Annotated in this window: 25 protein-coding genes; 11 read left to right on the forward strand and 14 right to left on the reverse strand. The window is 72.7% G+C overall.

The annotated features are described in order from the left end of the window. Positions 1-58: 58 nt before the first annotated feature. Positions 59-1,864 (reverse strand): ABC-F family ATP-binding cassette domain-containing protein, encoded by a 1,806-nt coding sequence (locus tag ACIP8Z_RS34905; RefSeq protein WP_402090583.1) that lies wholly within the window; start codon positions 1,862-1,864, stop codon positions 59-61. 92 nt (positions 1,865-1,956) lie between these two features. Between ACIP8Z_RS34905 and ACIP8Z_RS34910 the strand changes: the two genes are divergently transcribed. The 3 genes from ACIP8Z_RS34910 to ACIP8Z_RS34920 all read left to right on the forward strand — a co-directional run bounded on the left by ACIP8Z_RS34910 (position 1,957) and on the right by ACIP8Z_RS34920 (position 3,912). Continuing rightward, entirely contained in the window at positions 1,957-2,238 is a 282-nt protein-coding gene (locus ACIP8Z_RS34910) for a CopG family transcriptional regulator (RefSeq protein WP_402090585.1), read from the forward strand. Beyond that, positions 2,235-2,648, forward strand: a complete 414-nt coding sequence (locus ACIP8Z_RS34915) for a DNA-binding protein (protein ID WP_402090587.1) — start codon at positions 2,235-2,237, stop codon at positions 2,646-2,648. The genes ACIP8Z_RS34910 and ACIP8Z_RS34915 overlap by 4 nt, the downstream gene beginning before the upstream one ends. A gap of 289 nt (positions 2,649-2,937) precedes the next feature. Continuing rightward, positions 2,938-3,912, forward strand: coding sequence for a hypothetical protein (locus tag ACIP8Z_RS34920; protein ID WP_402090589.1), 975 nt, complete (start codon positions 2,938-2,940; stop codon positions 3,910-3,912). On the opposite strand, the gene ACIP8Z_RS34925 is transcribed toward ACIP8Z_RS34920, so the two are convergent. The 6 genes from ACIP8Z_RS34925 to rsmI form a co-directional block, all read right to left on the reverse strand. Then, positions 3,909-4,814 (reverse strand): 4-(cytidine 5'-diphospho)-2-C-methyl-D-erythritol kinase, encoded by a 906-nt coding sequence (locus ACIP8Z_RS34925; RefSeq protein ID WP_402090591.1) that lies wholly within the window; start codon positions 4,812-4,814, stop codon positions 3,909-3,911. The genes ACIP8Z_RS34920 and ACIP8Z_RS34925 overlap by 4 nt on opposite strands. Continuing rightward, positions 4,811-5,683: a 16S rRNA (adenine(1518)-N(6)/adenine(1519)-N(6))-dimethyltransferase RsmA gene (gene rsmA / locus ACIP8Z_RS34930; RefSeq protein WP_209495235.1), complete on the reverse strand. Its 873-nt coding sequence runs from the start codon at positions 5,681-5,683 to the stop codon at positions 4,811-4,813. Before rsmA ends, ACIP8Z_RS34925 begins: the two co-directional genes overlap by 4 nt. A gap of 90 nt (positions 5,684-5,773) precedes the next feature. Beyond that, a complete protein-coding gene (locus tag ACIP8Z_RS34935; protein WP_402090593.1) occupies positions 5,774-7,066 on the reverse strand; it encodes a ubiquitin-like domain-containing protein in 1,293 nt (430 codons plus the stop codon). Between the two features lie 71 nt (positions 7,067-7,137). Then, positions 7,138-8,007, reverse strand: a complete 870-nt coding sequence (locus ACIP8Z_RS34940; protein WP_402090595.1) for a TatD family hydrolase — start codon at positions 8,005-8,007, stop codon at positions 7,138-7,140. 99 nt (positions 8,008-8,106) lie between these two features. Continuing rightward, complete coding sequence (locus ACIP8Z_RS34945; protein ID WP_402090597.1) at positions 8,107-8,526, reverse strand: hypothetical protein; 420 nt, start codon at positions 8,524-8,526, stop codon at positions 8,107-8,109. A 139-nt stretch (positions 8,527-8,665) separates the two neighbouring features. After that, the gene (gene rsmI, locus ACIP8Z_RS34950) at positions 8,666-9,553 is read right to left on the reverse strand and encodes a 16S rRNA (cytidine(1402)-2'-O)-methyltransferase (RefSeq protein ID WP_189833481.1); all 888 of its coding nucleotides are present in this window, start codon (positions 9,551-9,553) and stop codon (positions 8,666-8,668) included. Positions 9,554-9,605: 52 nt separating this feature from the next. Here rsmI and ACIP8Z_RS34955 point away from each other — a divergent pair, with 52 nt between their 5' ends. The 5 genes from ACIP8Z_RS34955 (at position 9,606) to ACIP8Z_RS34975 (ending at position 15,532) form a co-directional block, all read left to right on the forward strand. Then, a complete protein-coding gene (locus ACIP8Z_RS34955) occupies positions 9,606-11,360 on the forward strand; it encodes a dolichyl-phosphate-mannose--protein mannosyltransferase (RefSeq protein WP_402090599.1) in 1,755 nt (584 codons plus the stop codon). 107 nt (positions 11,361-11,467) lie between these two features. Next, positions 11,468-12,391, forward strand: a complete 924-nt coding sequence (locus ACIP8Z_RS34960) for a serine hydrolase (RefSeq protein WP_402090601.1) — start codon at positions 11,468-11,470, stop codon at positions 12,389-12,391. A 98-nt stretch (positions 12,392-12,489) separates the two neighbouring features. Continuing rightward, positions 12,490-14,139 carry a penicillin-binding transpeptidase domain-containing protein gene (locus tag ACIP8Z_RS34965; protein WP_402090603.1) on the forward strand — a complete coding sequence of 550 codons (1,650 nt, stop codon included), beginning with the start codon at positions 12,490-12,492 and terminating at the stop codon, positions 14,137-14,139. Between the two features lie 50 nt (positions 14,140-14,189). Then, a complete protein-coding gene (locus ACIP8Z_RS34970; protein WP_402090605.1) occupies positions 14,190-14,684 on the forward strand; it encodes a YbaK/EbsC family protein in 495 nt (164 codons plus the stop codon). Further along, the gene (locus ACIP8Z_RS34975) at positions 14,681-15,532 is read left to right on the forward strand and encodes an EamA family transporter (protein WP_402090607.1); all 852 of its coding nucleotides are present in this window, start codon (positions 14,681-14,683) and stop codon (positions 15,530-15,532) included. The genes ACIP8Z_RS34970 and ACIP8Z_RS34975 overlap by 4 nt, the downstream gene beginning before the upstream one ends. Before the next feature lie 88 nt (positions 15,533-15,620). Here the strand turns inward: ACIP8Z_RS34975 and ACIP8Z_RS34980 are convergent, their stop codons facing one another. Then, a complete protein-coding gene (locus ACIP8Z_RS34980) occupies positions 15,621-15,902 on the reverse strand; it encodes a hypothetical protein (RefSeq protein ID WP_402090609.1) in 282 nt (93 codons plus the stop codon). A 338-nt stretch (positions 15,903-16,240) separates the two neighbouring features. On the opposite strand from ACIP8Z_RS34980, the gene ACIP8Z_RS34985 reads away from it, so the two are divergent. Continuing rightward, entirely contained in the window at positions 16,241-17,098 is an 858-nt protein-coding gene (locus ACIP8Z_RS34985) for a helix-turn-helix domain-containing protein (RefSeq protein ID WP_402090611.1), read from the forward strand. Between the two features lie 163 nt (positions 17,099-17,261). Here ACIP8Z_RS34985 and ACIP8Z_RS34990 read toward each other — a convergent pair whose 3' ends face one another. Further along, positions 17,262-18,044, reverse strand: a complete 783-nt coding sequence (locus tag ACIP8Z_RS34990; RefSeq protein WP_402090613.1) for an SDR family NAD(P)-dependent oxidoreductase — start codon at positions 18,042-18,044, stop codon at positions 17,262-17,264. A 195-nt stretch (positions 18,045-18,239) separates the two neighbouring features. Here ACIP8Z_RS34990 and ACIP8Z_RS34995 point away from each other — a divergent pair, with 195 nt between their 5' ends. Together ACIP8Z_RS34995 and ACIP8Z_RS35000 are read left to right on the forward strand one after the other, a co-directional pair. After that, positions 18,240-18,977, forward strand: coding sequence for a 2OG-Fe dioxygenase family protein (locus ACIP8Z_RS34995; RefSeq protein ID WP_402090615.1), 738 nt, complete (start codon positions 18,240-18,242; stop codon positions 18,975-18,977). Between the two features lie 104 nt (positions 18,978-19,081). Further along, positions 19,082-19,699 (forward strand): LysE family translocator, encoded by a 618-nt coding sequence (locus tag ACIP8Z_RS35000; protein ID WP_073916102.1) that lies wholly within the window; start codon positions 19,082-19,084, stop codon positions 19,697-19,699. 22 nt (positions 19,700-19,721) lie between these two features. Here ACIP8Z_RS35000 and ACIP8Z_RS35005 read toward each other — a convergent pair whose 3' ends face one another. From ACIP8Z_RS35005 to cbiQ, 5 genes are all read right to left on the reverse strand, one after another. Next, positions 19,722-20,237 carry a YbaK/EbsC family protein gene (locus ACIP8Z_RS35005; RefSeq protein WP_402090618.1) on the reverse strand — a complete coding sequence of 172 codons (516 nt, stop codon included), beginning with the start codon at positions 20,235-20,237 and terminating at the stop codon, positions 19,722-19,724. Positions 20,238-20,263: 26 nt separating this feature from the next. Further along, the gene (locus tag ACIP8Z_RS35010; RefSeq protein WP_402090620.1) at positions 20,264-21,340 is read right to left on the reverse strand and encodes an ArsR family transcriptional regulator; all 1,077 of its coding nucleotides are present in this window, start codon (positions 21,338-21,340) and stop codon (positions 20,264-20,266) included. Between the two features lie 173 nt (positions 21,341-21,513). Continuing rightward, the gene (locus tag ACIP8Z_RS35015; RefSeq protein ID WP_402090622.1) at positions 21,514-22,686 is read right to left on the reverse strand and encodes a serine hydrolase domain-containing protein; all 1,173 of its coding nucleotides are present in this window, start codon (positions 22,684-22,686) and stop codon (positions 21,514-21,516) included. Positions 22,687-22,757: 71 nt separating this feature from the next. Further along, positions 22,758-23,540 (reverse strand): energy-coupling factor ABC transporter ATP-binding protein, encoded by a 783-nt coding sequence (locus ACIP8Z_RS35020; protein WP_402090624.1) that lies wholly within the window; start codon positions 23,538-23,540, stop codon positions 22,758-22,760. Next, the gene (gene cbiQ, locus ACIP8Z_RS35025; protein WP_402090626.1) at positions 23,528-24,289 is read right to left on the reverse strand and encodes a cobalt ECF transporter T component CbiQ; all 762 of its coding nucleotides are present in this window, start codon (positions 24,287-24,289) and stop codon (positions 23,528-23,530) included. Before cbiQ ends, ACIP8Z_RS35020 begins: the two co-directional genes overlap by 13 nt. Position 24,290 lies beyond the last annotated feature (1 nt).

Raw genomic sequence — 24,290 nt, forward strand, 5'->3', positions numbered from 1 at the left:
GCAAAAGCGACCGGTCCGCCCCTTGTACCCAAGGGAGGACCGGCCTGTGATGCCCTCGTTATGCGTCCTCGGCCAGTTCGAGCCAGCGCATCTCCAATTCCTCGCGTTCACCCGCGAGTTCCCGGAGCTCCGCGTCGAGCTTCGCGACCTTCTCGAAATCGGTCGCGTTGTCGGCGATCTGGGTGTGCAGCCTGGCCTCCTTCTGGGAGACCTTGTCGAGCTGTCGCTCGACCTTCTGCAGCTCCTTCTTGGCGGCGCGGCTGTCGGCGGCGGAGACGCCCGGCTTCGCCTGCGCGGGCGCGGCGGCGGGCGCCGGGACGGCCGCCTCGATCATCTTCCGGCGCCGCTCCAGGTACTCGTCGATGCCCCGGGGCAGCATCCGCAGGGTCTGGTCGCCGAGCAGCGCGAGCGTCTTGTCGGTGGTGCGCTCGATGAAGAACCGGTCGTGGGAGATGACGACCATGGAGCCCGGCCAGCCGTCGAGGAGGTCCTCCAGCTGGGTGAGGGTCTCGATGTCGAGGTCGTTGGTGGGCTCGTCGAGGAAGAGGACGTTCGGCTCGTCCATCAGCAGGCGGAGCAGCTGGAGGCGGCGGCGCTCACCGCCGGAGAGGTCGCCGACGGGCGTCCACTGCTTCTCCTTGGAGAAGCCGAACTGCTCGCAGAGCTGCCCGGCGGTCATCTCGCGGCCCTTGCCGAGGTCGACCCGGTCGCGGATCTGCTGGACGGCCTCCAGGACCCGCAGGGTGCCGGGGAGTTCGGTGACGTCCTGGGAGAGGTAGGCGAGCCGGACGGTCTTGCCGACGGTGACGCTGCCGGCCGCGGGCTGGATCTCGCCCTGGCTGACGGCGGCGTCGGCGAGGGCGCGCAGGAGCGAGGTCTTGCCGGCGCCGTTGACGCCGACGAGGCCGATGCGGTCGCCGGGGCCCAGCTGCCAGGTGAGGTGCTGGAGGAGGGTCTTGGGACCGGCGGTGACGGTCACGTCCTCCAGGTCGAACACGGTCTTGCCGAGCCGGGCGTTGGCGAACTTCATCAGCTCGGACGTGTCGCGCGGCGGCGGCACGTCGGCGATCAGCTCGTTGGCGGCCTCGATGCGGTAGCGGGGCTTGGAGGTACGGGCGGGGGCGCCGCGCCGCAGCCAGGCCAGCTCCTTGCGCATCAGGTTCTGCCGCTTGGACTCCTCCGTGGCGGCGATGCGCTCGCGCTCGGCGCGGGCGAAGACGTAGTCGGAGTAGCCGCCCTCGTACTCGTGCACGGCACCGCGCTGCACGTCCCACATGCGGGTGCAGACCTGGTCGAGGAACCAGCGGTCGTGGGTGACGCAGACGAGCGCGGAGCGGCGCTCCTGGAGGTGCTTGGCCAGCCAGGAGATGCCCTCGACGTCGAGGTGGTTGGTGGGCTCGTCGAGGACGATCAGGTCCTGGTCGTCGATGAGCAGCTTGGCGAGCGCGATGCGGCGGCGCTCGCCGCCGGAGAGCGGGCCGATGACGGTGTCGAGGCCGTTCTCGAAGCCGGGCAGGTCGAGCCCGCCGAAGAGCCCGGTGAGCACGTCGCGGATCTTGGCGCTGCCGGCCCACTCGTGGTCGGCCATGACACCGATGACCTCGTGCCGGATGGTGGCCTTCGGGTCGAGCGAGTCGTGCTGGGTGAGCACGCCGAGGCGCAGCCCGCCGCTGTGGGTGACGCGGCCGGTGTCGGCCTCCTCCAGCTTGGCGAGCATCCGGATGAGGGTGGTCTTGCCGTCGCCGTTGCGGCCGACGACGCCGATCCGGTCCCCCTCGGAGACGCCGAGCGAGACGCCGTCGAGCAGTGCACGGGTGCCGTACACCTTGCTGACAGCCTCGACATTGACCAGATTGACGGCCACTTTGACTCCTGTACGGGGGATCGATCGATCTCCCAGAGTACGTTGCCGCGTACACCACGCCGACGGGTAGCACCAGCGGTAGCATGAGTAGCATGACCGAGCCTACTCAGAAGTACTCGATCAGCATGCCGCGCGACATCGCGGAGGCCGCGCGGGCCCGCAGCGGACCCTCGGGACTCTCCGCCTACGTGGCGGCCGCCGTCGCCCGGCAGATCGAGCGCGACGACCTCAACGAACTCGTCGCGGTGGCCGAGGCCGAGCACGGGCCGGTCACGGACGCGGAGATCCAGGAACGACGCGAGCAGCTGCGCCGGGCCCGCGAGCAGCAGGGCAGCCCGGAAGCGGGTGGGGCGACCGGGGCGAGCACGGCGTGACGCGCCTCGGGGCCGCTCCTGGCGGCACGCTGGTCCTCGACAGCGAGGGGCTGGCCAAGGCCGTGCTGCGTGACCGCGAGGTGGCCACCTGGCTCGCACTGGCCCGCGCGGATGATCTGCGCGTCGTGGCGAGCGCCGCCACTCTGGTGGAGGTGATGCACCCGCGCATCAACCGGGCGGCCCTGGAATGGACCCTGTCCCGCCTCGTCGTCGAACCCGTGACGGACGCCGTCGCACGTACAGCTGCAACCCTGCTCGCCGAAGCCGGGCTGCACGGCCACGAGCACGCCGTCGCCGCGATGGTCGCCGCGACGGCCCTCTCCGCTCCCGGCCCCGTCACGGTGCTCACCTCGGACCCGGAGGACCTGGCCGGCCTGTGCGCCGGGCGCGCGACCGTCGTCAAGATCTGACACGGCCTCCCTCAAGGACACCCGAGCCGACCCTTGTCCGACACCCCCACCCCACACGTCTCACGTTCCGTTTTCGCGATGTCGCCCTTCGCGCTTGCTCTGGGTGCGGCACCTGGGACGGGCAGCCGGTTACGGGCCGCGGCGCCGGCGACCGAGCAACGCCGCCGGGCTCAGTGCCAACCGGCCCCATGCCGTCGGCCACGCGGGCGACCTCCCGGCGCGGGCTGCCCGCCCCCCGAACCGACGGCCCGCCATGTTCTTCTCACACCCCCCACCCGAGGAGAAGCACATGACGAGACACCCACGCCTCGCCGCCGTCGCCACCGCCACCGCCGCCCTCGCCGTGCTCGCCGCCGGGCCCGCGTCGGCCGGTGATCCGACCGTGACCGATCCCCGCGTCGTCGCCCACTTCGACTTCGCCGCCGGGCAGACCGCGGAGAACATCGCCCTCGAACCCGACGGCTCCGCCGACATCACCTTCGCCCTCGCCCATCAGGTCGCCCGCGTCACCAAGGAGGGCGGTACGACGATCCTCGCCACCCTGCCCGAGGTGCCGGGCGCGCAGACGCCCGTCGGCGCGGCCGTCGCCCTGGGCATCGCCCGCGCCCACGACGGCACCCTGTACGTCACCTACGTCACCGGCACGGAGGAGACCGGGATCTGGCGCATCGCGCCCGGCGGCGGCGAGCCGGAGCAGATCGGGTTCTTCCCGGCGAACGCCTTCCCCAACGGGATCGCCCTCGACGAGAAGTGCGGCACCCTCTACACGGCCGACTCCCAGCTCGGCACGGTGTGGAGCCTCCCGGTGACCGGCGGCACGCCCACGGCCTGGGCCACCGGGGCCGCGCTCGAACCCACCGCGCAGATCCCCTTCGGCGCCAACGGCCTCAAGGTCCACGACGATGCCGTCTGGGTGTCCAACACCGGCCGCGCGACCCTGCTGCGCATCCCGATCGGCCCCGGTCCCGAGCACGCGGCCGGCCCGGCCGAGACCCGGGCGACCGGGCTCACGTCCATCGACGACTTCGCCTTCACCGGACACGGCGACACGGTCCTCGCCGCGCTGAACCAGGTCGACGAGCTGGAGCTCGTCCGGCCCGACGGCACCCACAAGACGGTGCTCACCCGCACGGACGGCCTCGACAACCCGACCTCCGTCGCGGTGCGCGCCAAGACCGTCTACGTGAACAGCGCGGCCTTCTTCAACACGGTGGACCCGGACCCGAACCTGCTCCTGGCCCGGATCTCCAAGAACAAGCTCTAGAGCACCGCGGCGCCCGGCGCCGGCGACGTCGCCGGCAGCGCCGTGCGGCAGGCACCCGAGGCGATCAGGGCGGCGGCGACCGTCTCCGCGGACTCCGCGTCCTTCACCAGGAACGCGGTCGTCGGGCCCGAGCCGGAGACCAGGGCCGCCAGCGCGCCCGCCTCCGTGCCCGCCGTCAGCGTCTCGGCGAGCGACGGGCGCAGGGAGAGCGCCGCCGCCTGCAGGTCGTTGGCGAGGGCGGCCGCGAGCGCGGTCGTGTCGCCGGCGCGCAGGGCGTCCAGGAGGACCGGGGAGGCGGCCGGCTCGGGGACCTCGACGCCCTCGGTGAGCCGGTCGAACTCGCCGAACACCACCGGCGTGGACAGACCGCCGTCGGCGACGGCGAACACCCAGTGGAAGCCGCCGCCGACCGGCAGCTCCGTCAGCCTCTCGCCGCGCCCGGTGCCGAGCGCCGCCCCGCCGACCAGGCTGAACGGCACGTCGCTGCCGAGCTCGGCGCAGATCTCCAGGAGTTCCTCGCGGGAGGAGTCCAGGCCCCACAGCGCGTCGCAGGCGAGCAGGGCGCCCGCGCCGTCCGCGCTCCCGCCGGCCATGCCGCCGGCGACCGGGATGTCCTTGACGATGTGCAGGTGCACGTCGGGGGAGATGCCGTGCCGGGCGGCGAGCAGTTCGGCGGCGCGCGCGGCCAGGTTGGTGCGGTCCAGCGGCACCTTGTCGGCGTCCCGGCCCTCGCAGGTGACGGTCAGCCCGTCGGCGGGGGTCGCGGTGACCTCGTCGTGGAGGGAGACCGCGAGGAAGACGTTGGCCAGGTCGTGGAAGCCGTCGGGGCGGGCCGCGCCCACCGCGAGCTGGACGTTGACCTTGGCGGGGACGCGGACGGTGACGCTTCCCGTGGCGGTCATGCCTTGGCCTCCGCGATCCGGGCGAACTCCTCCACCGTCAGTCCCTCGCCGCGCGCCTGCGGCGAGATCCCGGCCTTCACCAGGGCCTCCTCCGCCGCCGCGGGCGAGCCCGCCCACGTCGCGAGGGCCGCGCGCAGGGTCTTGCGGCGCTGGGCGAAGGCCGCGTCGACGACCGCGAAGACCTCCTGCCGGGTGGCGGTGGTCGCCAGCGGCTCGGTGCGGCGGACGAGGGAGACGAGGCCGGAGTCGACGTTGGGCGCGGGCCAGAAGACGTTGCGGCCGATGGATCCGGCGCGCTTGACCTCCGCGTACCAGTTGGCCTTGACCGACGGCACGCCGTACACCTTGTTGCCCGGCTTGGCGGCGAGCCGGTCGGCGACCTCGGCCTGGACCATGACGAGGGTCCGCTCGATGCTCGGGAACCGCTCCAGCATGTGGAGCAGGACGGGCACGGCGACGTTGTACGGCAGGTTCGCGACGAGCGCGGTGGGCGCCGGGCCCGGCAGCTCCTGGACCTGCATCGCGTCGGAGTGCACGAGCGCGAAGCGGTCGGCGCGGGCGGGCATGCGGGCGGCGATCGTCGCGGGCAGCGCGGCGGCGAGAACGTCGTCGATCTCGACGGCCGTCACCCGGTCCGCGGCCTCCAGGAGGGCCAGGGTGAGGGAGCCGAGTCCGGGCCCCACCTCCACGACCACGTCGTCGGGCCGCACCCCGGCCGTGCGGACGATCCGCCGGACGGTGTTGGCGTCGATGACGAAGTTCTGGCCCTTCTGCTTCGTGGGGCGTACGCCGAGGGCGGCCGCCAGTTCACGGATGTCGGCGGGGCCGAGGAGGGCGTCGGGGCTTTCGGGGCCGGTGGTGGTGCTCACCGGTACAGCCTACGGGGCACCCGTGGGGCAGCCCTACGACTCACCCCGAGTCACCCCGGCTCAGCCCGCCTCACCTCGCCTCACCCGGGCTCAGCCGTGCAGCCGCCGTCCGCAGTGGGGCCACGGGCTCGCCCCCCGCTGCACGTACAGCTTCTTCGCGCGGAAGGTCTGCTCCGCGGCGGGCGCGTTCTGGGCGACGCCGCTGCCGCCGAGGGAGCGCCAGGTGCCGGGGTCGAACTGGTAGAGCCCGCCGTACGTCCCCGAGGGGTCGACGGCGTTCGGGCGGCCGCCCGACTCGCAGGCGGCGAGCGCGCCCCAGTCGAGGCCGTCGGCGCCCGCGACGGAGGTCGGCATGGGCCGGGTGCCGACGCGGACGCGCCGGCTGACGGGGTCGCGGACGATCTCCTCACCGATCCGGCGGGGCTTCTGACGGACGCCGTTGACGGTCCGCAGGCTGTACGTGACGCGGCGGACGCCTGCCGCGCCCTGCCGGTCGACGACCTCGGTGCCGACGAAGAGCCCGGGGTCGCGGGTCCGCTCGACGGCGTACGGCACGGCCTCCTCCCGCGTCACCTTCGAGCCGGTGATCCGCAGCACGGTGACGGTCTGGCCGTCGCGCGGGAAGGACTCGGGGACGACGGAGGTGGCGTCCTGCGCGGAGAGGGTGATCCCGGCCTCGGCGAGGGCCTCGCGGACGGTGGCGGCGTTCGTCCGGATGGTCCGCTCGCGCCCGTCGGCGAGGAAGGTGACCGTCCGCTCGGTCCGTACGTCGAGGGCGAGCCCGTCGCGGGAGATGGGGGCGCCGCGGGAGACCGAGAGGTACGCGCCCTCCGCGCGGACCCCGAGCTGGCGCAGCGCGCCCTCGACGGTCCGGGCGGTCGTCCAGACCTGGCGGCGCTGCCCGTCGAGGGTGAGGGCGACGGGGCGGCCGTACCGGACGACGATCTCGTCGCCGCTGGCCAGGGCCTCGGCGGGGGTGGGCGCGACGATGTCGTGGGCGCCGACGGCGACGCCCTCGTCGGCGAGCAGTTCCTCGACGTCGTCGGCGAAGGTGTGGAGGGTGCGCGGGACGCCGTCGACGGAGAGCCGGACGGCCTTGTCGTCGGCGACGAAGGCACTGGTGCCGCCGGCCAGGAAGGCGACGACGAGGGCCTGCGGGACGAGCCGTCGCAGCCCCTCCCCGGCGGGCCCCGAGGCCTTGCGGCGGCGGGCGGCCCGCCGGGACCCGGCGCGGGAGCCCTGCCCGGGGACGAGTCCCGGCACGGCGCCCGGCGCCGCGCCCGGGGCGGGGACGACGAGCGGCGCGGCCTGGGTCGGCTGATCGTGCACGGGCACGGGCGCGCCCCGTCGTCCGGCGCGGTGACTGCCCTGGGAAGTGCTCACGAGGCCGGGACCCTACCCGGGCGCCCCTCGCGCAGTGTGGCGATTCGACTACGACACGTAAGCGTTATGGATCAGTAATCGAAGGCGCGGGCCGTGTTCACCGCGATCGCCTCGGCCATCTCGTTCTCGTCGATGCCACGGACCTCCGCCATGGCCCGGAGGGTGACGGGAATCAGGTACGGGGCGTTCGGGCGGCCGCGGTAGGGCGCCGGGGTGAGGAAGGGGGCGTCGGTCTCGACGAGGACGAGGTCCAGCGGGGCGACGGCGAGGGCGTCGCGCAGGTGCTGGGCGTTCTTGAAGGTGACGTTGCCGGCGAAGGACATGTAGTAGCCCTTGGCGGCGCAGATCTCGGCCATGGCGGCGTCGCCGGAGTAGCAGTGGAAGACGGTCCGCTCGGGGGCGCCCTCCTCGTCCAGGACGCGCAGCACGTCGGCGTGGGCCTCGCGGTCGTGGATGACGAGCGCCTTGCCGTGCCGCTTGGCGATCTCGATGTGGGCGCGGAAGGAACGCTCCTGCGCGGCGATGCCCTCGGGGCCCGTACGGAAGAAGTCGAGGCCGGTCTCGCCGACGCCGCGGACGTACGGGAGGGCGGCGAGCCGGTCGATCTCGGAGAGGGCGTCGTCGAGGGCGGAGTCGCCGCCCCCCTCGCGGGCGCCCTGCCGGGACCATCCGTCGGGGTCGCCGAGGACGATCCTGGGCGCTTCGTTGGGGTGCAGGGCGACGGCCGCGTGCACGTGCTCGTGGGCGGCGGCGGTCTCCGCGGCCCACCGGGAGCCCTTCACGTCGCAGCCGACCTGCACGACCGTGGTCACTCCGACGGCGGCGGCCTTGACCAGCGCCTCCTCGACGGTCCCGGACTGGAGGTCCAGGTGGGTGTGCGAGTCCGCGACCTCCACGAGGAGGGGTTCGGGCAGCGGCGGCGGGGCGTCCTTGGCACTCATGCCCCCGATCGTACGAGGGTCATGAGTGCCGGCGCGCGCGGATATCCCGGGCCCGGGGCGGGCCGGCCCCCGGCCCGGGGCGGATCCGCCGGGCAGGCCCTAGGAGTGGCGCCGGAAGGGGTGCAGCAGGTCGGACAGATGCCAGTGGTGCGGCACCGGCGGCTGCTCGGAGTCGTCCTCGGTCAGCTCCTGGCCGATGGGTCCGGCCGGCGAGACGGGCCTGGTCTCCTTCGATCCCCGCCGGTGCTTCTCCGTCGCGGCGATCAGGTCCAGAACCGACGACACCTGCCCCGCGCGCATGATCCTGACGACGTGGCCGCCGCAGTTCATGCAGGTGGGGCTGGACAGCGGGGACGGGACCCGCTCCCCGTCGGCCTTGTAGACGACGAAATTGTGGCCTGCGGCGTCGATGTGGTGCTCGATCTCGTACGCCTGCTCCCAGCCGTATCCACAGCGCATGCAGGCAAAGGCGTACGCCTCATGGGCGACGGATATGCCGGTGCCGGTGATCTCGGACATTCCAGCTCCTCTCCACTGATCCAGTGGACGCCTTTTCGGGCCGGAGCGCATCAGCACGGGTCGAACCATGGAAGGCATTTGGCACTTCCCTTGCCAAGTGCCCTGTCACGGGTCTCCGCGCCGGGTTCGGCTTTGCCTTTCAGGTTAGTCCTTTACCGTTTCCGGGGCCCGGTCCAGCCGCGTTCTTTGCCGCCACGACGGCATCGAACACCTCCCGCTTGGGAAGCCCCGCGTCGGCGGCGACCGCGGCGATCGCCTCCTTGCGCCGCTCGCCCGCCTCCTCGCGCACCCGCACCCTGCGCACCAGCTCCTCGGCGTCGAGTTCGGCCGGTCCCGTCTCGGGGGCGCCCTCGACGACGACGGTGATCTCGCCCCGTACCCCCTCGGCCGCCCAGGCCGCGAGCTCGGCCAGCGGGCCGCGCTTGACCTCCTCGTACGTCTTGGTCAGCTCGCGGCAGACGGCGGCACGGCGTTCGGCGCCGAAGACCTCGGCCATCGCGGCGAGGGTGTCGTCGAGCCGGTGCGGAGCCTCGAAGTAGACGAGGGTGCGGCGCTCGTCGGCGACCTCACGGAGCCGGCCGAGGCGCTCGCCCGCCTTCCTGGGCAGGAAGCCCTCGAAGCAGAAGCGGTCGACGGGCAGGCCCGAGAGGGCGAGCGCGGTGAGCACGGCGGACGGGCCGGGGACGGCCGTCACCTTGATGTCCTGCTCGACGGCGGCGGCGACGAGCCGGTAGCCGGGATCCGACACGGACGGCATGCCCGCGTCGGTGACGAGCAGCACCCGTGCGCCGCCGACCAGGGCCTCGACCAGCTCCGGCGTACGGGCGGACTCGTTCCCCTCGAAGTAGGAGACGACTCGGCCCGTCGTGTGGATGCCCAGGGCGCGGGTCAGTCCGCGCAGCCTCCGGGTGTCCTCGGCGGCCACGATGTCCGCGTTCTCCAGTTCGGTGGCGAGTCGGGGCGGAGCGTCCGCGATGTCACCGATGGGGGTCCCTGCGAGTACCAGCGTTCCTGTCACACGGCCCATCCTCCCAGCACGGAGAGGCGACGCGCACAGGCGCGTTCCCTACGATGGCGCGGTGACCAGTACCGCACCCGAGGCCCTGGAGGGCCAGTACCCCATGGCAGAGCCCGTGGCAGAGCCCTCTTCGTGGCACCAGCGGCTCCGGCGTTTCGGCTATGTGCCGCCCGCCGGACGCGCCGCCCCCATCGGGCTGCGGGAGCGCCTCGTGCCCCCGTACGTCCGCCCGTCCGAGCGCGTGATGTCGCTGCTGGGCATCGGCCCCGACCGGTCCGAGCGGCTGTGGCGGCTGATGGCCTGGGGCGGTCCGCTCCTGGTCACGGCGGTCGCGGGGCTGCTGAGGTTCTGGAACCTGGGCAGGCCGAACGCGGTGATATTCGACGAGACGTACTACGCCAAGGACTCCTGGGCGCTGATCAACCAGGGGTACGAGGGGGCGTGGCCGAAGGACATCGACAAGACGGTCCTCAGCGACCCCGGCGCGGTCCTCGTGCCGACCGACCCCGGCTATGTCGTCCACCCCCCGATGGGCAAGTGGGTCATCGGCGTCGGCGAGAAGCTGATCGGCTTCGAGCCGTTCGGCTGGCGCTTCATGGTGGCGCTGCTCGGCACGCTGTCGGTGCTGATGCTGTGCCGGATCGGCCGGCGTCTCTTCCGCTCCACGTTCCTGGGCTGTCTGGCGGGTCTGCTGCTCGCCGTCGACGGTCTGCACTTCGTGATGAGCCGGACGGCGCTCCTCGACCAGGTGCTGATGTTCTTCGTCCTGGCGGCCTTCGGCTGTCTGGTCCTGGACCGCGACCGGACCCGGAAGCGGCTCGCGGGCGCGCTCCCGGAGGACGAGGAGGGCGTGCTGCGGCCGGACGCGGAGATCGCGGAGACGCTGCGCCTGGGGTGGCGGCCGTGGCGGATCGCGGCCGGCGTGACGCTGGGCCTCGCGGCGGCGACCAAGTGGAACGGTCTGTACGTCATGGTGGGCTTCGGCCTGATGACGGTGCTGTGGGACGTCGGCGGGCGCCGGACGGCCGGCGCGGTCCGCCCGTACCTCGCGGTGATCAAGAAGGATCTGGTCCCGGCGTTCGTGTCCGTCGTCCCGGTCGCGATCGCCACGTACCTGGTGACGTGGACCGGCTGGATCGTCAGCGACAAGGGCTACTTCCGGAGCTGGGCCGCCGACCAGGACAAGCTGGACGGCGGCGGGACCTGGGGCTGGCTGCCGCAGTGGCTGCGCAGCCTGTGGCACTACGAGTCCGAGGTCTACAGCTTCCACGTGGGCCTCACCTCGCCCCACACGTACGAGTCGAACCCGTGGTCGTGGATCGTCCTCGGCCGCCCGGTCTCCTACTTCTACGAGTCGCCCGCGCCCGGCACCGGCGGCTGCCCGGCCTCCGCGAAGGAGAAGTGCGCGGCGGAGGTCCTGGCCCTCGGCACCCCGCTCCTGTGGTGGGCCGCCTGCTTCGCGATCCTGTACATCCTGTGGCGCTGGGCGTTCCGCCGCGACTGGCGGGCGGGCGCGATCGCCTGTGGCATCGCGGCCGGCTGGGTCCCCTGGTTCCTGTACCAGGAGCGCACCATCTTCCTTTTCTACGCGGTGGTCTTCGTTCCGTTCCTGTGTCTGGCGGTGGCGATGATGCTGGGTGCGATCGTCGGCCCCGCGGGTTCGTCGGAGCGGCGCCGCACGTTCGGCGCGGTGGCGGCGGGCTGCGTCGTTCTTCTCATCGTCTGGAATTTCATCTATTTCTGGCCGATCTACACGGGCACCCCGATTCCGCTGGACCAATGGCGGAACCGGATGTGGCTCGACACCTGGGTGTAGCCCCGGCCGCCGTTCCCCCTGGATTCGTACAACCATCCGCACGCTCAGGAGTCATGTAAGGCGAGCGCGCCGTATGCGTGTTCGTTTCGTCTCCAGGGGGACCCCACATGACTCACCGCATATCCCTGCGTGCCCGCGTGCTTCCGGTCGTGGTCGCCGCCGGGATGCTCGTACCCGTCGTCGCGGGCGCGGCACCCGCTTCCGCCGCCACCGCGCCGCAGGTCAGCTGTACGTCCGGCAAGGCCGGGCTCGCCGCCAAGCTGCAGCGGGACATCACCGCCGCCCTCTCCACGCGCTCCGGTACCGTCGCCGTCGGCCTGCGCGACCGCACCACGAACACCACCTGCACCCTGCGCGCGACGACCGCGTACGACTCGGCCAGCGTCGTGAAGGTGACCGTCCTCGCCACGCTCCTCTGGGACGCCAAGAAGACCAACCGGTACCTGACCGCACGCGAGTCCAGCCTCGCCACCGCCATGATCACCAAGTCCGACAACGCGGCCACCACCGCCCTGTGGAACCAGCTCGGCGTCACCAAGGTGAAGGGCTTCCTGGCGGCCGCAGGCATGACGCGGACGGTGCCGGGGTCCGGCGGCTACTGGGGGCTCACCCGGATCAACGTCACCGACGAGCAGCGGCTGCTCTCGCTGATCACCGCCAGGAACACCGTCCTGAGCGACAACTCCCGCGCCTACATCCTCAAGCTCATGGGGCAGGTCATCACCTCGCAGAGGTGGGGGACCCCCGCCGGCGCCCCCTCCTCCGTGTCCAAGCAGGTCAAGAACGGCTGGCTGCAGCGCGCCACGCGCGGCTGGCGCGTGCACAGCATCGGCACGTTCCAGGGTGGCGGCCACGACTACACCATCACCGTGCTCACCGACGGCAACAGCACGATGAACTACGGCGTGACCACGATCCAGGCCGTGGCCAAGGTGATCCACCGGGACCTGTTCCCGACCGCGCCCGCCGCTTCCCGTTACGCGCCGACCACCACGCCCAAGGAGGCGTACGTCGCGGTTCCGCAGGGCTGACGCCCGGCTCCCCGTGTGACGGAGAGGCCGGAAGGTGCTCGACACACGCATGGGGCGCTGCTTGACTCGTGGGTTCACACGGGGAGGGGAGCGCAGCCATGCGCAGTGGAGCCAAGGTCGCGATCGTCGGGGGCGTGTTCGTCGTCGTGGCGGGCGGGGTCGGATACGGGGGCTACAACCTCTGGAACGGCGTCACGGGGGGTGAGAAGTCACCTCGGTCCAATTCCGCCGAAGCGCCGAGAACGGGGCCCGTCACGGGCGAGGAAGTCACCACCGTCGCGCGGGACTTCCTCGCCGCCTGGGCCGCCGGGGAGCCGGAGAAGGCCGGGCAGCTGACGAACGACCCGGTGACGGCCGGGCCCGCCGTGGCGGCCTACCGGGACGGCGCGAAGATCTCGAAGGCGGTGATCACGCCCGGGACTCCGGTCGGGACGACCGTGCCGTTCACGGTGAACGCCACGATCACGTACGAGGACGTGTCGAAGCCCTGGTCGTACACCTCGCGGCTGACCGTCGTCCGGGGGCAGACCACCGGCCGGGCGCTGGTGAAGTGGGCGCCGTCCGTGCTCCACCCCAAGCTCCTCACGGCGGCCGCGACGCTGCGCACGGGCGTCGCGAAGACGCCCCCCGTGAAGGCGGTCGACCGGAACGGCGCCGAGCTGACGGCTGAGAAGTACCCCTCGCTGGGGCCGGTCCTGGACGAGCTGCGTACGCGGTACGGGGCGAAGACGGGCGGGGAGACCGGTGTCGAGACGTGGATCGACTCGGGCAGCGAGTCCGTGCCCGACTCCACCCTCCTCGTCCTGTCGAAGGGGAAGCCGGGCACGTTGAGGACCACCATCGACGCGGGCGTGCAGGCGGCCGCGGAGAAGGCGGTGAAGGCGTACGGCTCGGCGTCGGTGGTCGCGGTCCAGCCGTCGACGGGTGCCGTACGGGCGGTCGCCAACAGCCCGGCGGGCGGCTTCAACACGGCGTTCTCGGGCGCGAAGGCGCCCGGCTCCACGATGAAGATCGTCACGGCGGCCCTGCTCCTGGAGAAGGGCCTGGTCAAGGCGGACCAGGTCGCCGAGTGCCCGCCGAGCGCCATGTACTACGGCCGGACCATCGAGAACCTGGAGGGCTTCTCGCGGAACGGCGCGACCTTCGGGGAGAGCTTCGCCCGCTCGTGCAACACCGCCTTCATCAAGAAGATCGACGACGTGGAGAAGAGCGAGGGCGACGACTTCGGTCTGGCCCGCGAGGCCAAGGAGGTCTTCGGCATCGGCCTCGAATGGCAGACCGGCATCCGGTCGGTCGACGGCTCCGTCCCCGAGGCGACGGGCGGCGCGGCGGCCGAGCAGTACATCGGCCAGGGCACGGTGCAGATGAACCCGCTGAACGTCGCCTCGATCACCGCGACGGCGAAGGACGGACGGTTCCGGCAGCCGTACCTGGTCGCGGCGGACCTGGACGACCGGCCCTTCGCCAAGGCCGAGCGGGCGCTGCCGCCCTCGGTGGCACGACAGCTGCGCGACATGATGCGCACCACGGCCACGGCGAGCTACGGCACGGCGGTCGGCCCGATGGCCTCGGTGCGCGGCGACAAGGGCGCCAAGACCGGTTCGGCGGAGGTCGACGGCCAGAAGACCTCGGACAGCTGGTTCACGGGGTTCGCGGACGACCTCGCGGCGGCGGCCCTCGTCGAGGGAGCCGGCCACGGGGCGACGGCGGCCGGCCCGATCGTGGCGCAGGTGCTGAACGCGGACTGACCCCGTAACCCGGTCGCATGGCCCGTACAACTACCGCTAGCGTGCGGGCCATGACCGCTGACGACAGCACATCCCTCGCCCACCCCCGGTTCGCCGAAGCGCTCCACGAGCTGGGGCTCGACGTCGAGATCCGCCGCTTCCCGGACGAGACCCGCACGGCCCGGCAGGCCGCCGAGGCCATCGGCTGCGAGGTGTCGGAGATCGTGAAGTCGCTGGTCTTCGCGGCCGACGGGGTCCCGGTCCTCGTGCTGATGGACGGCGCCTCGCGGGTGGACGTCGAGCGGGTACGGGAGGAGCTGGGCGCCGGGAAGGTGACCCGGGCGGACGCGAAGGCGGTCCGGGAGACGACCGGGTACGCGATCGGGGGCGTCCCGCCGTTCGGGCACCGCACCCGGACCCGGGTCCTCGCCGACCGGGGCCTGCTCGACCACGCGCGGGTGTGGGCGGCGGCGGGCAACCCGCACACGGTGTTCGCGCTCGACCCGAAGGCGCTGGTGGCACACGCCGGCGGAACCCTGGTGGACGTCCGCGAGCCCTCGGCGTGACGCCGCTCGTCACGCTGGCCGTCCTGGTCGCCGCCGTCACGCACGCGAGCTGGAACGCGCTGGCGCACCACATCAAGGACCAGCTGCTCTCGTTCACGCTGATATCCGGCGGCGGCGCCCTCATCGGCCTGGTCACGGCCTTCTTCGTGCCGTTGCCTGCGGCGGAGGCGTGGCCGTACCTGGCGGTCTCCGCGCTGCTGCACGTGGGCTACATGGTGCTGCTCATGCGCTCGTTCTCGCTGGGCGACTTCGGCCAGATGTACCCGATCGCGCGCGGTACGGCCCCGCTGGCCGTGACGGCGCTCGCGGCCGTCTTCGTGGACGAGATACCGGACGGCTGGCAGCTGCTGGGCGTCGCGGTGGCGTGCGCGGGCCTGACGGGCCTCGCGGTGTGGGGCATCCGGGGCAAGGGGGCGCGCCCCCACTGGCCGGCGCTGCTCGCGGCGGGCGCGACGGGCCTGTCGATCGCCCTGTACACGGTGGTGGACGGTGTCGGCGTCCGCGCCTCGGGCACGCCGCTGGGCTACATCGCGTGGCTGATGGTCCTGGAGGGCCTGGCGATCCCGGCGTACGCCCTCTGGACCCGCCGGGCGGCTCTGCTCCCCCAGCTCCGCCCGTACGCGGGGCGGGGGCTGCTGGGCGCGGTCCTGTCGGTGGCCGCGTACGGCCTGGTGCTCTGGGCCCAGACGAAGGCGCCGCTGGCCCCGGTCGCGGCGCTGCGCGAGTCCTCGATCATCGTGGGAGCGGCCATCGGAGCCCTGTTCTTCAAGGAACGCTTCGGCGGCCCGAGGGTCGCGGCGGCGGGCCTGATGGTGGCAGGCATCGGACTGATGCTGCACGCCGGCTGAGAGGGGGGCGGGGCGGGCGGTCGGCGGCCGGGCGCGGGGCGGTTCCGGGACGCGCGGGGGCCGGGCAGGGGCGGGCGTCTCGGTGGTGTCAGCCGCCGACGCCGACGCCCACGCCCGCCCCGGGGGCCGGGCCGTCCCAGGACGCGCGGAAGAAGTCCGTACGGACGCGGCGGAAGCCGGTGTGACCGGTGGCCTGGGCGTGGGAGAGGCACCAGACGGCTGGCCCCCGCCCGTCGTCCGCCGCGCCGGAGCCGTCGAGGCAGGTGGTGCACTCGGCCTCGGTGATGGTCCCGCTGCCCGTCCGGTCGGGCCGTAACGCCCAGAGCCGGGGCCGCCGGGCGGTCCTGTGGTGCGCCCCCGCCGCGCTCACCTCGACCCACCCCCCACGGCAGGCGGGGCCGGTAACAGCCGGCGGACCGGGCCGGCGAGGCGGACGCCAGGGTTGCTCACGTCGACGCTCCTTCGAAGCGGTGGTCACGCCCCGGCCGTTCGCGCGGTCGCGGGGGTCTTGCTGTTTCTCGTACGGACCAGCAAGATCAACTCACTGTTACGCCCGGGACACGGCACGTGATCGCCATCACAGGATGCCCGCGCACGCCGGAAGAATGCAAGGCTTGCGAACTCCCCCTCGGCGTTCCACGAGTTGAGGACCGGCGCGGTGACCGCGCACCCGCGCGGACACCCGCCCGGCAGAGAAGGGAACGCACCATGCCGGCCAGGCGACCGCACCCGCCGACCGTCCGACTCCGGCGCCTCGCGGCGGAGTTGAGAAGGCTTCGCGCCGAGGCCGGGCTCACGCGCGAGGACGTCACGCGGCGGACCGGGATCAACGAGGCGACGCTCTACCGCATCGAGAGATCACGGGCACGGCCCCAACGACGCACGCTGGTCAGCCTGCTGGACGCCTACCGGGCCGACGAGGCGCACCGCGCCGCGCTGCTGGCCCTGCGGAGCGGGGCGGACGATCAGGGCTGGCTGCGGCCGTACCACGCGGAACTGCCCGAGGAGTACACCGCGTACATCGGCTTCGAGGCCGAGGCGCGGACGGTCCGCAACTACGAGTCGCTGTTCGTTCCCGGGCTCGCCCAGACGGAGCGGTACGCCACGGAGGTCGTCCGGGGCGTCCTCCCGGTGGCCAGCCGGAAGGAGGTCGCCCAGCGCGTCCAGGCGCGCATGGAGCGCCAGGCCCTCCTCACCAAGGAACACCCCCTGCAGCTCCGGGCGATCGTGGACGAGGCGGCCCTGCGACGCACGGTCGGAGGCCGCGAGGTCATGCGCGGCCAGGCGCGGCACCTGCTCGCCCTGATGACGGAGCCGCACGTCACGTTCCAGGTGATCCCCTTCGAGAGGGGCGCGCACGCCGGCATGACGGGCGGCTTCGTCCACCTGGACTTCCCCCACGCGGACGATCCCGGGCTGGTCTACCTGGATACGCCGGCCGGCGATCTGTTCCTGGAGTCGGAGACGGAGATCCGGCGCTACACGTCGATGTTCGAGCACCTCCAGGCGGTGGCCCTCGGGCCGGACGACAGCGCCGGGCTGCTGGCCAGGGTCGCGGAGGAGTAGGAGCGGGAGAGCGTGTGGGCGGTGCGGCACGATCCGGCCGAGCCGATGTGAGGGGTGGCCGCGGCCGGAACCGGGCGGCCGCGGCCCGGGCGACGGGAGAGGACGCCCGGCTCCGGGCGGAGTCCACATCTGTGGCCGCGCCCGTGGCCGCGCCGTGTCGGTCTCAGTCCCCCAGCACCTCCGCGAAGTGCGTGTTCACCGCCAGCAGGCCGCCGTCCACGCGCAGGACCGTGCCCGTGATCCAGGACGCGTCCGCCGAGGCCAGGAAGGCGACCGCCGCCGCCACGTCCTCCGGGGTGCCCACCCGCGACAGCGGGTAGACCCGGTCGGCCAGGGTCCTCAGTTCGCGGTCCCTGCCCGACCACGCCGTCGTCGCGATCGTCCCCGGGTTGATCTGGTTCACCCGCACCCCGCGCCCCGCCGCGTCGCCCGCGAGCGTGCGGGTCAGCGACGCCAGGCCCGCCTTCGCCGCGCTGTAGGCGTGGTTGCCGAAGTCCGTCTCGGCGTTGACCGAGCCGATGTTCACGATCGCCCCGCGCCCGCCGGCCGCCGCCAGGTGCGGCAGGGCCGCGCGGGAGCAGCGGACCGCGCCCATGAAGGTGACGTCGTGCTGGACGGTGAACACCGCGTCCGGCTCGTCCTCGAAGCGGTCCCGGTCGGGCGCCACCGGGCCGAGCGCGTTGTTGACGAGGACGTCCAGGCGCCCGAAGGTCTCCACCGCGTAGGCCGTCGCCCCGTCCACCGAGGCCTGGTCACCCACGTCGCAGTGCCGGTACTCCGCGCCCGGGATCCCCGCCGCCGTCTTCCGCGCCGCCGCCTCGTCCACGTCCGTGACCAGGACCCTCGCCCCCTCCGCCGCGAGCCGACGCGCCGTCGCCGCGCCGATGCCGCGCGCCGCGCCCGTGATCAGTACCGCGTATCCGCCGAAGCGTTCCCTGAGGTCCATGCGTCCGATCTCAACATCCGGGTCCCGGCCGCGCCAGCCCTCCGTAACATGCCGTTCATCAATTACCCCCTGCTATATGCGGGAAGAAAGCACAGCTACCGCAATTCGGCCAGAGCCGAAAGACTTTGACACACCCCTGGCGCGAATACCACGATCTACTTCGCCGACGACCACGCTTTCACCAGGGGGAAAACCATGTCCACGTATCAGTCCGGTGTCGAGGAAATCGCCGAGGCCCTTTCCTCCCGGAGCTACGACCTGATCTCGGGCGAGAAGGTGAAGCAGCTTCTCCTCCAGCGCTCCGAGACCGCCCTCGACGACCTGGAGCCGTTCCGCGACAGCTGGTCGCGGATGCCGCTCGACAGCTACATGGCGGACGGCGGACGCTACCGCCGTCGTCGGCACGCCACCCTGAGCGCGCCCCGCGCGAGCGCCGACTACGTCGTCGAGGCGCACCAGCCGCACTACCAGGGGCTCGACTACAACACCCTCAACGGCGGCGTGGCCCGGCACTACGAGCCGTTCGAGGAGCAGATCCTGCGCGGCCGCACCATGGACAGCCTGCTCACCCTCGGCTGTGACATCTTCGGCCGCCTCGCCCCGTACTCGGGCTGGCACATCGAGGCCCACCAGTTCCGCATCGAGGTCGACGGCGAGGAGGTCGGCCTGCCCACGCCGGAGGGCGTGCACCGCGACGGTGTCACGTTCGTCCTGATGGCGATGGTCGGCCGCTCGAACGCCACCGGCGGCGAGAGCACCGTCTTCAACCTGGACAAGCAGCCGGTCGAGAAGTTCTCCCTGACCGACCCGCTCGACGTGGCCCTCGTCAACGACGAGCGCGTCTACCACGGCGTCTCGCCGATCGAGCAGATCGACCCCGCCGCCCCGGCCTCGCGCGACGTGCTGGTCATCACCTACCGTCACAAGCCCTGATGTCAGGGGCGGGTGGGAGGCGACGGGGTCCGCGCGGCCCCGGAGCCTCCCACCCGCTCACCTCTTGAGCGAGTACGTGAGCGAGAAGGCGGGAAGTCGGGAACATGGGTCAGCTCATCGCCGTGGCGGTCATCACCATTCTGGCTGTCATCAGCCCCGGCGCGGATTTCGCGATGACCGTCCGCAACAGTTATCTGTACGGAAGGACCGCCGGCGTTCTCGCGGCCGTCGGAATTGCGCTCGGCGTTCTCGTCCACGTGACCTACACCATGCTGGGTGTGGGACTTCTGGTCTCGCGTACGCCGATGCTTTTCACGGCGATGAAACTCATCGGTGCCGCATATCTGGTGTACATCGGCTACAAGACGTTCGTCACCAAGGCCCAGGTGGACATCGACCTTTCGGAGGACGGCGGCCTTTCGAAGGCCGGCGCGCTGCGCACCGGCTTTCTGACGAACGCGCTCAACCCGAAGACGATGCTGTTCGTGCTGAGCACGTACACCCAGGTCGTCAGCGCCGACACCCCCGTCTTCCAGCAGGTCGGCTACGGACTCTTCATGTCCTTCGCCCACCTGGTCTGGTTCGGCCTCGCCGCCGTCCTCTTCTCCAACCAGGCCCTGCGGTCCCGGCTGCTGCAGCGGCAGACCGTGCTCAACAAGGTCATCGGGGCCGTGCTGGTCGGACTGGGCATGCTGCTGGCGCTGACGCCCGCCATGGCCTGAGCGGCCTGATGCCTCCCGTGGGTCAGTCCGTCGAGACCCGCTCCACGCGCGGCTCCGCGATCGCCCTGTAGTCCTCCGACGAGAGGGCGATCGAGCGGTCGAGCCGCGCCGCGTTGAAGTAGAACTCACCGTGCGTCAGCAGATCGGGGTCCACGAGGAGTTCGAGCCGCTCGTCGAAGGCGAACGGCAGGATCGTGCCGCTCGGCGAACCCGCGAGGTCCTCCGCGATCTCCGGGGACGCGAAGGAGACGTACGTGCCGCCGTACAGCGCCTTCACCGCGTTCAGGTCGATCCGCCGGTCACCGGGGACGACGACCAGCGCGAAGCGCTTCTCCTTCTTGCCGATCTTCACCATGGCGATGATGCACTTGGCCGCCTCGGCGAGGGTGTGGCCCCGCAGCGCGCTGACCGCCTCGGTGCCGCCCTCGGGGGCGTGCTCGATCACCCGGTAGGCGGCTCCGCGCTCGTCCAGCAGGGCGAGCAGCTTCTCGTACGTCCCGGTGTCGGGCGTCGCGTCGGTCACGGCGTCGGCGGTCATGGGGTTCCTCCTCGGTACGGCATGGTTCAAGTGGTTTCGTACGACGGCGCGTTGACCTTACGCCGGTTGTCCAGGTGCCTGAGCAGCGCGACACCCGAGGCGTCCAGTTCGTAGAGCACCCGCACGCCCGCCCGGCGCCGGCGCACCACGCCCGCGGCCACCAGGGACGTGAGGTGCTCGGAGACGGTGCTGGGCGCAAGGCCGAGCGTCGCCGCCAGGTCCGAGGTCGTCGTCGGTGCGACGAGGCCGCGGACCACCCCGGCCCGACTGCGGCCGAGCAGGATCTCCAGCCGGTCGCCGCGCGCGGGTTCGTCGGCCCCCTCGTCGGCCCGGCCGCCCGCCCGCCGCCCGGGCCGGATCTCGCAGGCCAGGACGGCGGCGCCCTCGGCCTGGTACGACACGGCCGCCACCCCGTTCGGGGCGAAGCCCAGGAGCGACGCCCCCCGGCCGAACACCAGGGGCACGAGGACGATGCGGGAGACGTCCGTCTTGACCGCGATCCTGCCCGGCGGTCCGGCGTGCAGCCGCAGGACGTCGCCGCGCCGCGAGACGGCCCCGTTCAGGGTGCCGAGGAGGCGGTCCGGGCCCTGGGTGGCGAGCACGCGGGCCCGGAGCAGGATGTCGTCGTCCGTGACGGTCCGCAGGGGCGCCTCGTACGGGGTGAGGGCGGCGCGTGCGTAACGCGGCAGGAAGGCGCACAGGTCGGCGATCCGCGCCGCGGGGTCCGCGTACAGCGGGCGCACCTCGACGGGGACGCCCTGCGGGAACCAGCGCTTCAGCTCCTCGCGCACCCGGGCCGGGGACACCTCGCGGAGCATCGCGATCTCGTCCGCCAGGTCCGGCTGCCGGGCCGAGGACGGGACGGGGAGGAGGAACGACGGCAGGGTGCCGCCGCCGGCCCGGAAGAGGTGGACGAGCCACCCCGGCAGGGTCACGTCGGCCCGCATCAGCGAACGGCGGGCCGCCCGCCCCCAGTTGGTGTACGGCCAGGGCGCGAGCCCCCGGTAGGCGGACAGCAGCCCGATGCTGCCGAACGTCTCCCACAGCCGGCTGTCGGCGATCCGCAGGGCTCCGGCGTGGGTCCCGTGCTCGGACGTCGTCAACGAAATCTCGATCACATGCGCCCCCGTGCGCCTGGTCCACCGAACGGTGGAGCGGGCACACGCTAACGCCCGAGTGATCACCGGTCCGCGCCCCGGAAGCGCAGAATGTCAGGTCGCGCCCGCGGGAATGTCAGGTCGGGGAGATCACCGACGCCGGCCCGGCCGGGAGCGGTTCACACCGCCCCGTGCACCACCGACCCGACCGCCCTCACCAGCGCCTGCGCCCGCGGATCCGCCGTCACCGTCCTGCGCATGCCGTTCGTCACGTACCCGAAGGCGATGCCGGCGTCGGGGTCGGCGAAGCCGAGCGAGCCGCCGCGCCCCGGGTGGCCGTACGACGAGGGGCCGAGGAGCGGGGACGCCGGTCCGTGCAGCATGTGTCCGAGGCCGAAGCGGGTGCCGACCAGCAGCACCTTGTCCGCGCCCGCCGACTCCTCGGTCCGGGCGAGCGTGCGGGTGTCGGGGGTGAAGAGGCTCTCGGCGCCGTCCACGGGGCCGAGGGTGGCCGCGTAGAAGCGGGAGAGGGCACGGGCGGTCGCCACCCCGGCGGAGCCGGGCAGTTCGGCGGCCCGGTAGACCGGGTCGTTCTCGTCGGGCTTGGGGTCGATGACGCCGAAGGCGCGCCGGGTCAGGGAGTGCGGGTCCTGGTACGCCTCGGTGACGGAGCGCTTGGGGCGGAGCTTGAGGGCGCCGCCGGGCGGTTCGGTCTCCTCGACGGGGCCGAGGCGGCCGACCCGGTGGGCCTCGGCGTCGGGGAGCCCGATCCACAGGTCGATGCCGAGGGGGGCGGTGATCTCCTCGGCGACCCAGCGGCCGATGGTTCGGCCGGTGACCCGGTGGACCAGGCCGGAGAGCAGCCAGCTGAAGGTGTGGGCGTGGTAGCCGTGGGCCGTGCCGGGCTCCCAGACGGGGGCCTGGGCGGCTATCGCGCGAGTCGCGGTCTCCAGGTCGACGGCCTCGGCGAGGGTGAGCGGCCGGTCCAGGACGGGGACTCCGGCGCGGTGCGCGAGCAGCTGCCGTACGGTCACGCCGTCCTTGCCCGCCGCCTTGAACTCCGGCCAGTACGCGGCGACCGGGGCGTCCAGGTCGAGCAGCCCGCGCTGGCGCAGGAGCAGGGGTACGGCGGCGGCGACGCCCTTGGTGGCCGAGCGGACGACCTGCGCGGTGTCCGCGGCCCAGGGGGTCTCGCCGTCCACGTCGCGGGCGCCCGCCCACAGGTCGACGACCTCGGCCCCGTCGTGGTGGACCGTGACGGCCGCCCCGCGCTCGCCGCGCTGCTCGAAGTTGCGCAGGAACGCGTCCCTGACGGGCTCCCAGCCCGCCGCCACCGTGCCCTGGACGTCCACGTCCCACTCCTCCATCGCCGATCCGACCCCCCATGGTGCAACGCGGCGGGAGGAGGGCCGATTCCGGGGTCTCAGGCCACGGAGCTCGGCACGAAGCCGAACGGCAGCTCCAGGCGGTGCCTGGCCATCAGTTCCTCGTCGGCGAGGATGTCGCCGGTCCGCCCGTCGGCGGCGATGACGCCCTCGCTGAGGATCACCGCGCGCGGGCAGAGCTCCAGGGCGTACGGCAGGTCGTGGGTGACCATGAGCACGGTGACGTCGAGCGAGCGGAGGATGTCGGCGAGCTCGCGGCGCGAGGCCGGGTCCAGGTTGGACGACGGCTCGTCGAGGACGAGGATCTCCGGCTCCATGGCGAGGACGGTCGCGACGGCGACCCGGCGGCGCTGCCCGAACGACAGGTGGTGCGGCGGCCGGTCCGCGTACTCGGCCATCCCGACCCGGTCGAGGGCCTTCCGTACGACGGCCTCCAGTGCGGCGCCGCGGAGGCCGGCCGCCGCCGGGCCGAAGGCCACGTCCTCCCGCACGGTCGGCATGAACAGCTGGTCGTCGGGGTCCTGGAAGACGATGCCGACCTTGCGCCGGATCTCGGCCAGGTGCTTCTTGCCGACGGGCAGCCCGGCGACGGTGACGCCGCCCGCGCCGCCCGTGAGGATGCCGTTGAGGTGGAGGACGAGGGTGGTCTTGCCGGCGCCGTTGGGGCCGAGGAGGGCGACGCGCTCGCCGCGCCCGACGGTCAGGTCGACGCCGAAGAGGGCCTGGTGGCCGTCGGGGTAGGCGTACGCCAGGCCCCGTACGTCGAGCGAGGGGGCGGTCGTCGGGGGGACGGGCGTCGAGGGGGCGGTCATAGGGTCCATCCCAGGAGGCAGATCAGAAGTGCGGTGAGCGGGAGCGCCGCCGCGTACGTCCACTGGGCGCGGGTCGCGGTGACCTCGTCGATGACCGGCATCGTGCCCGTGTAGCCACGGCTGACCATGGCGAGGTGGACCCGCTCCCCGCGCTCGTACGAGCGGATGAAGAGCGCGCCCGCCGACTTGGCGAGGACGCCCCAGTGACGGACGCCGCGCGCCTCGAAGCCGCGCGAGCGGCGGGCGACGGACATCCGGCGCATCTCGTCGGAGATGACGTCGCCGTACCGGATCATGAACGAGGCGATCTGGACGAGCAGCGGGGGCAGCTTCAGCCGCTGGAGGCCGAGGAGCAGCTCGCGCAGTTCGGTGGTGGAGGCGAGGAGCACGGAGGCGGCGACACCGAGGGTGCCCTTGGCGAGGACGTTCCAGGCGCCCCACAGGCCGGGGACGCTCAGCGAGACCCCGAGGACGGTGGTCTGCTCGCCGGGGACCACGAAGGGCATGAGCAGCGCGAACGCGACGAACGGCACCTCGATGAGCAGCCGCTTCAGCAGGAAGCCGGCCGGGACGCGGGCCTTCGCCGCCACGCCCGCGAGGAGCAGGGCGTAGAGGGCGAAGGCCCAGACGGCCTCGCGGGGCGTCGAGACGACGACCACGACGAAGCCGAGGACGGCGGCCAGCTTGGTGTGCGGGGGCAGCTCGTGGACCGGCGAGTGGGCGTGCCGGTAGAGCTTGTGCGTGTGCCCCGCTGCCATC

Source organism: Streptomyces sp. NPDC088553, assembly GCF_044752965.1.
GTDB lineage: Bacteria > Actinomycetota > Actinomycetes > Streptomycetales > Streptomycetaceae > Streptomyces.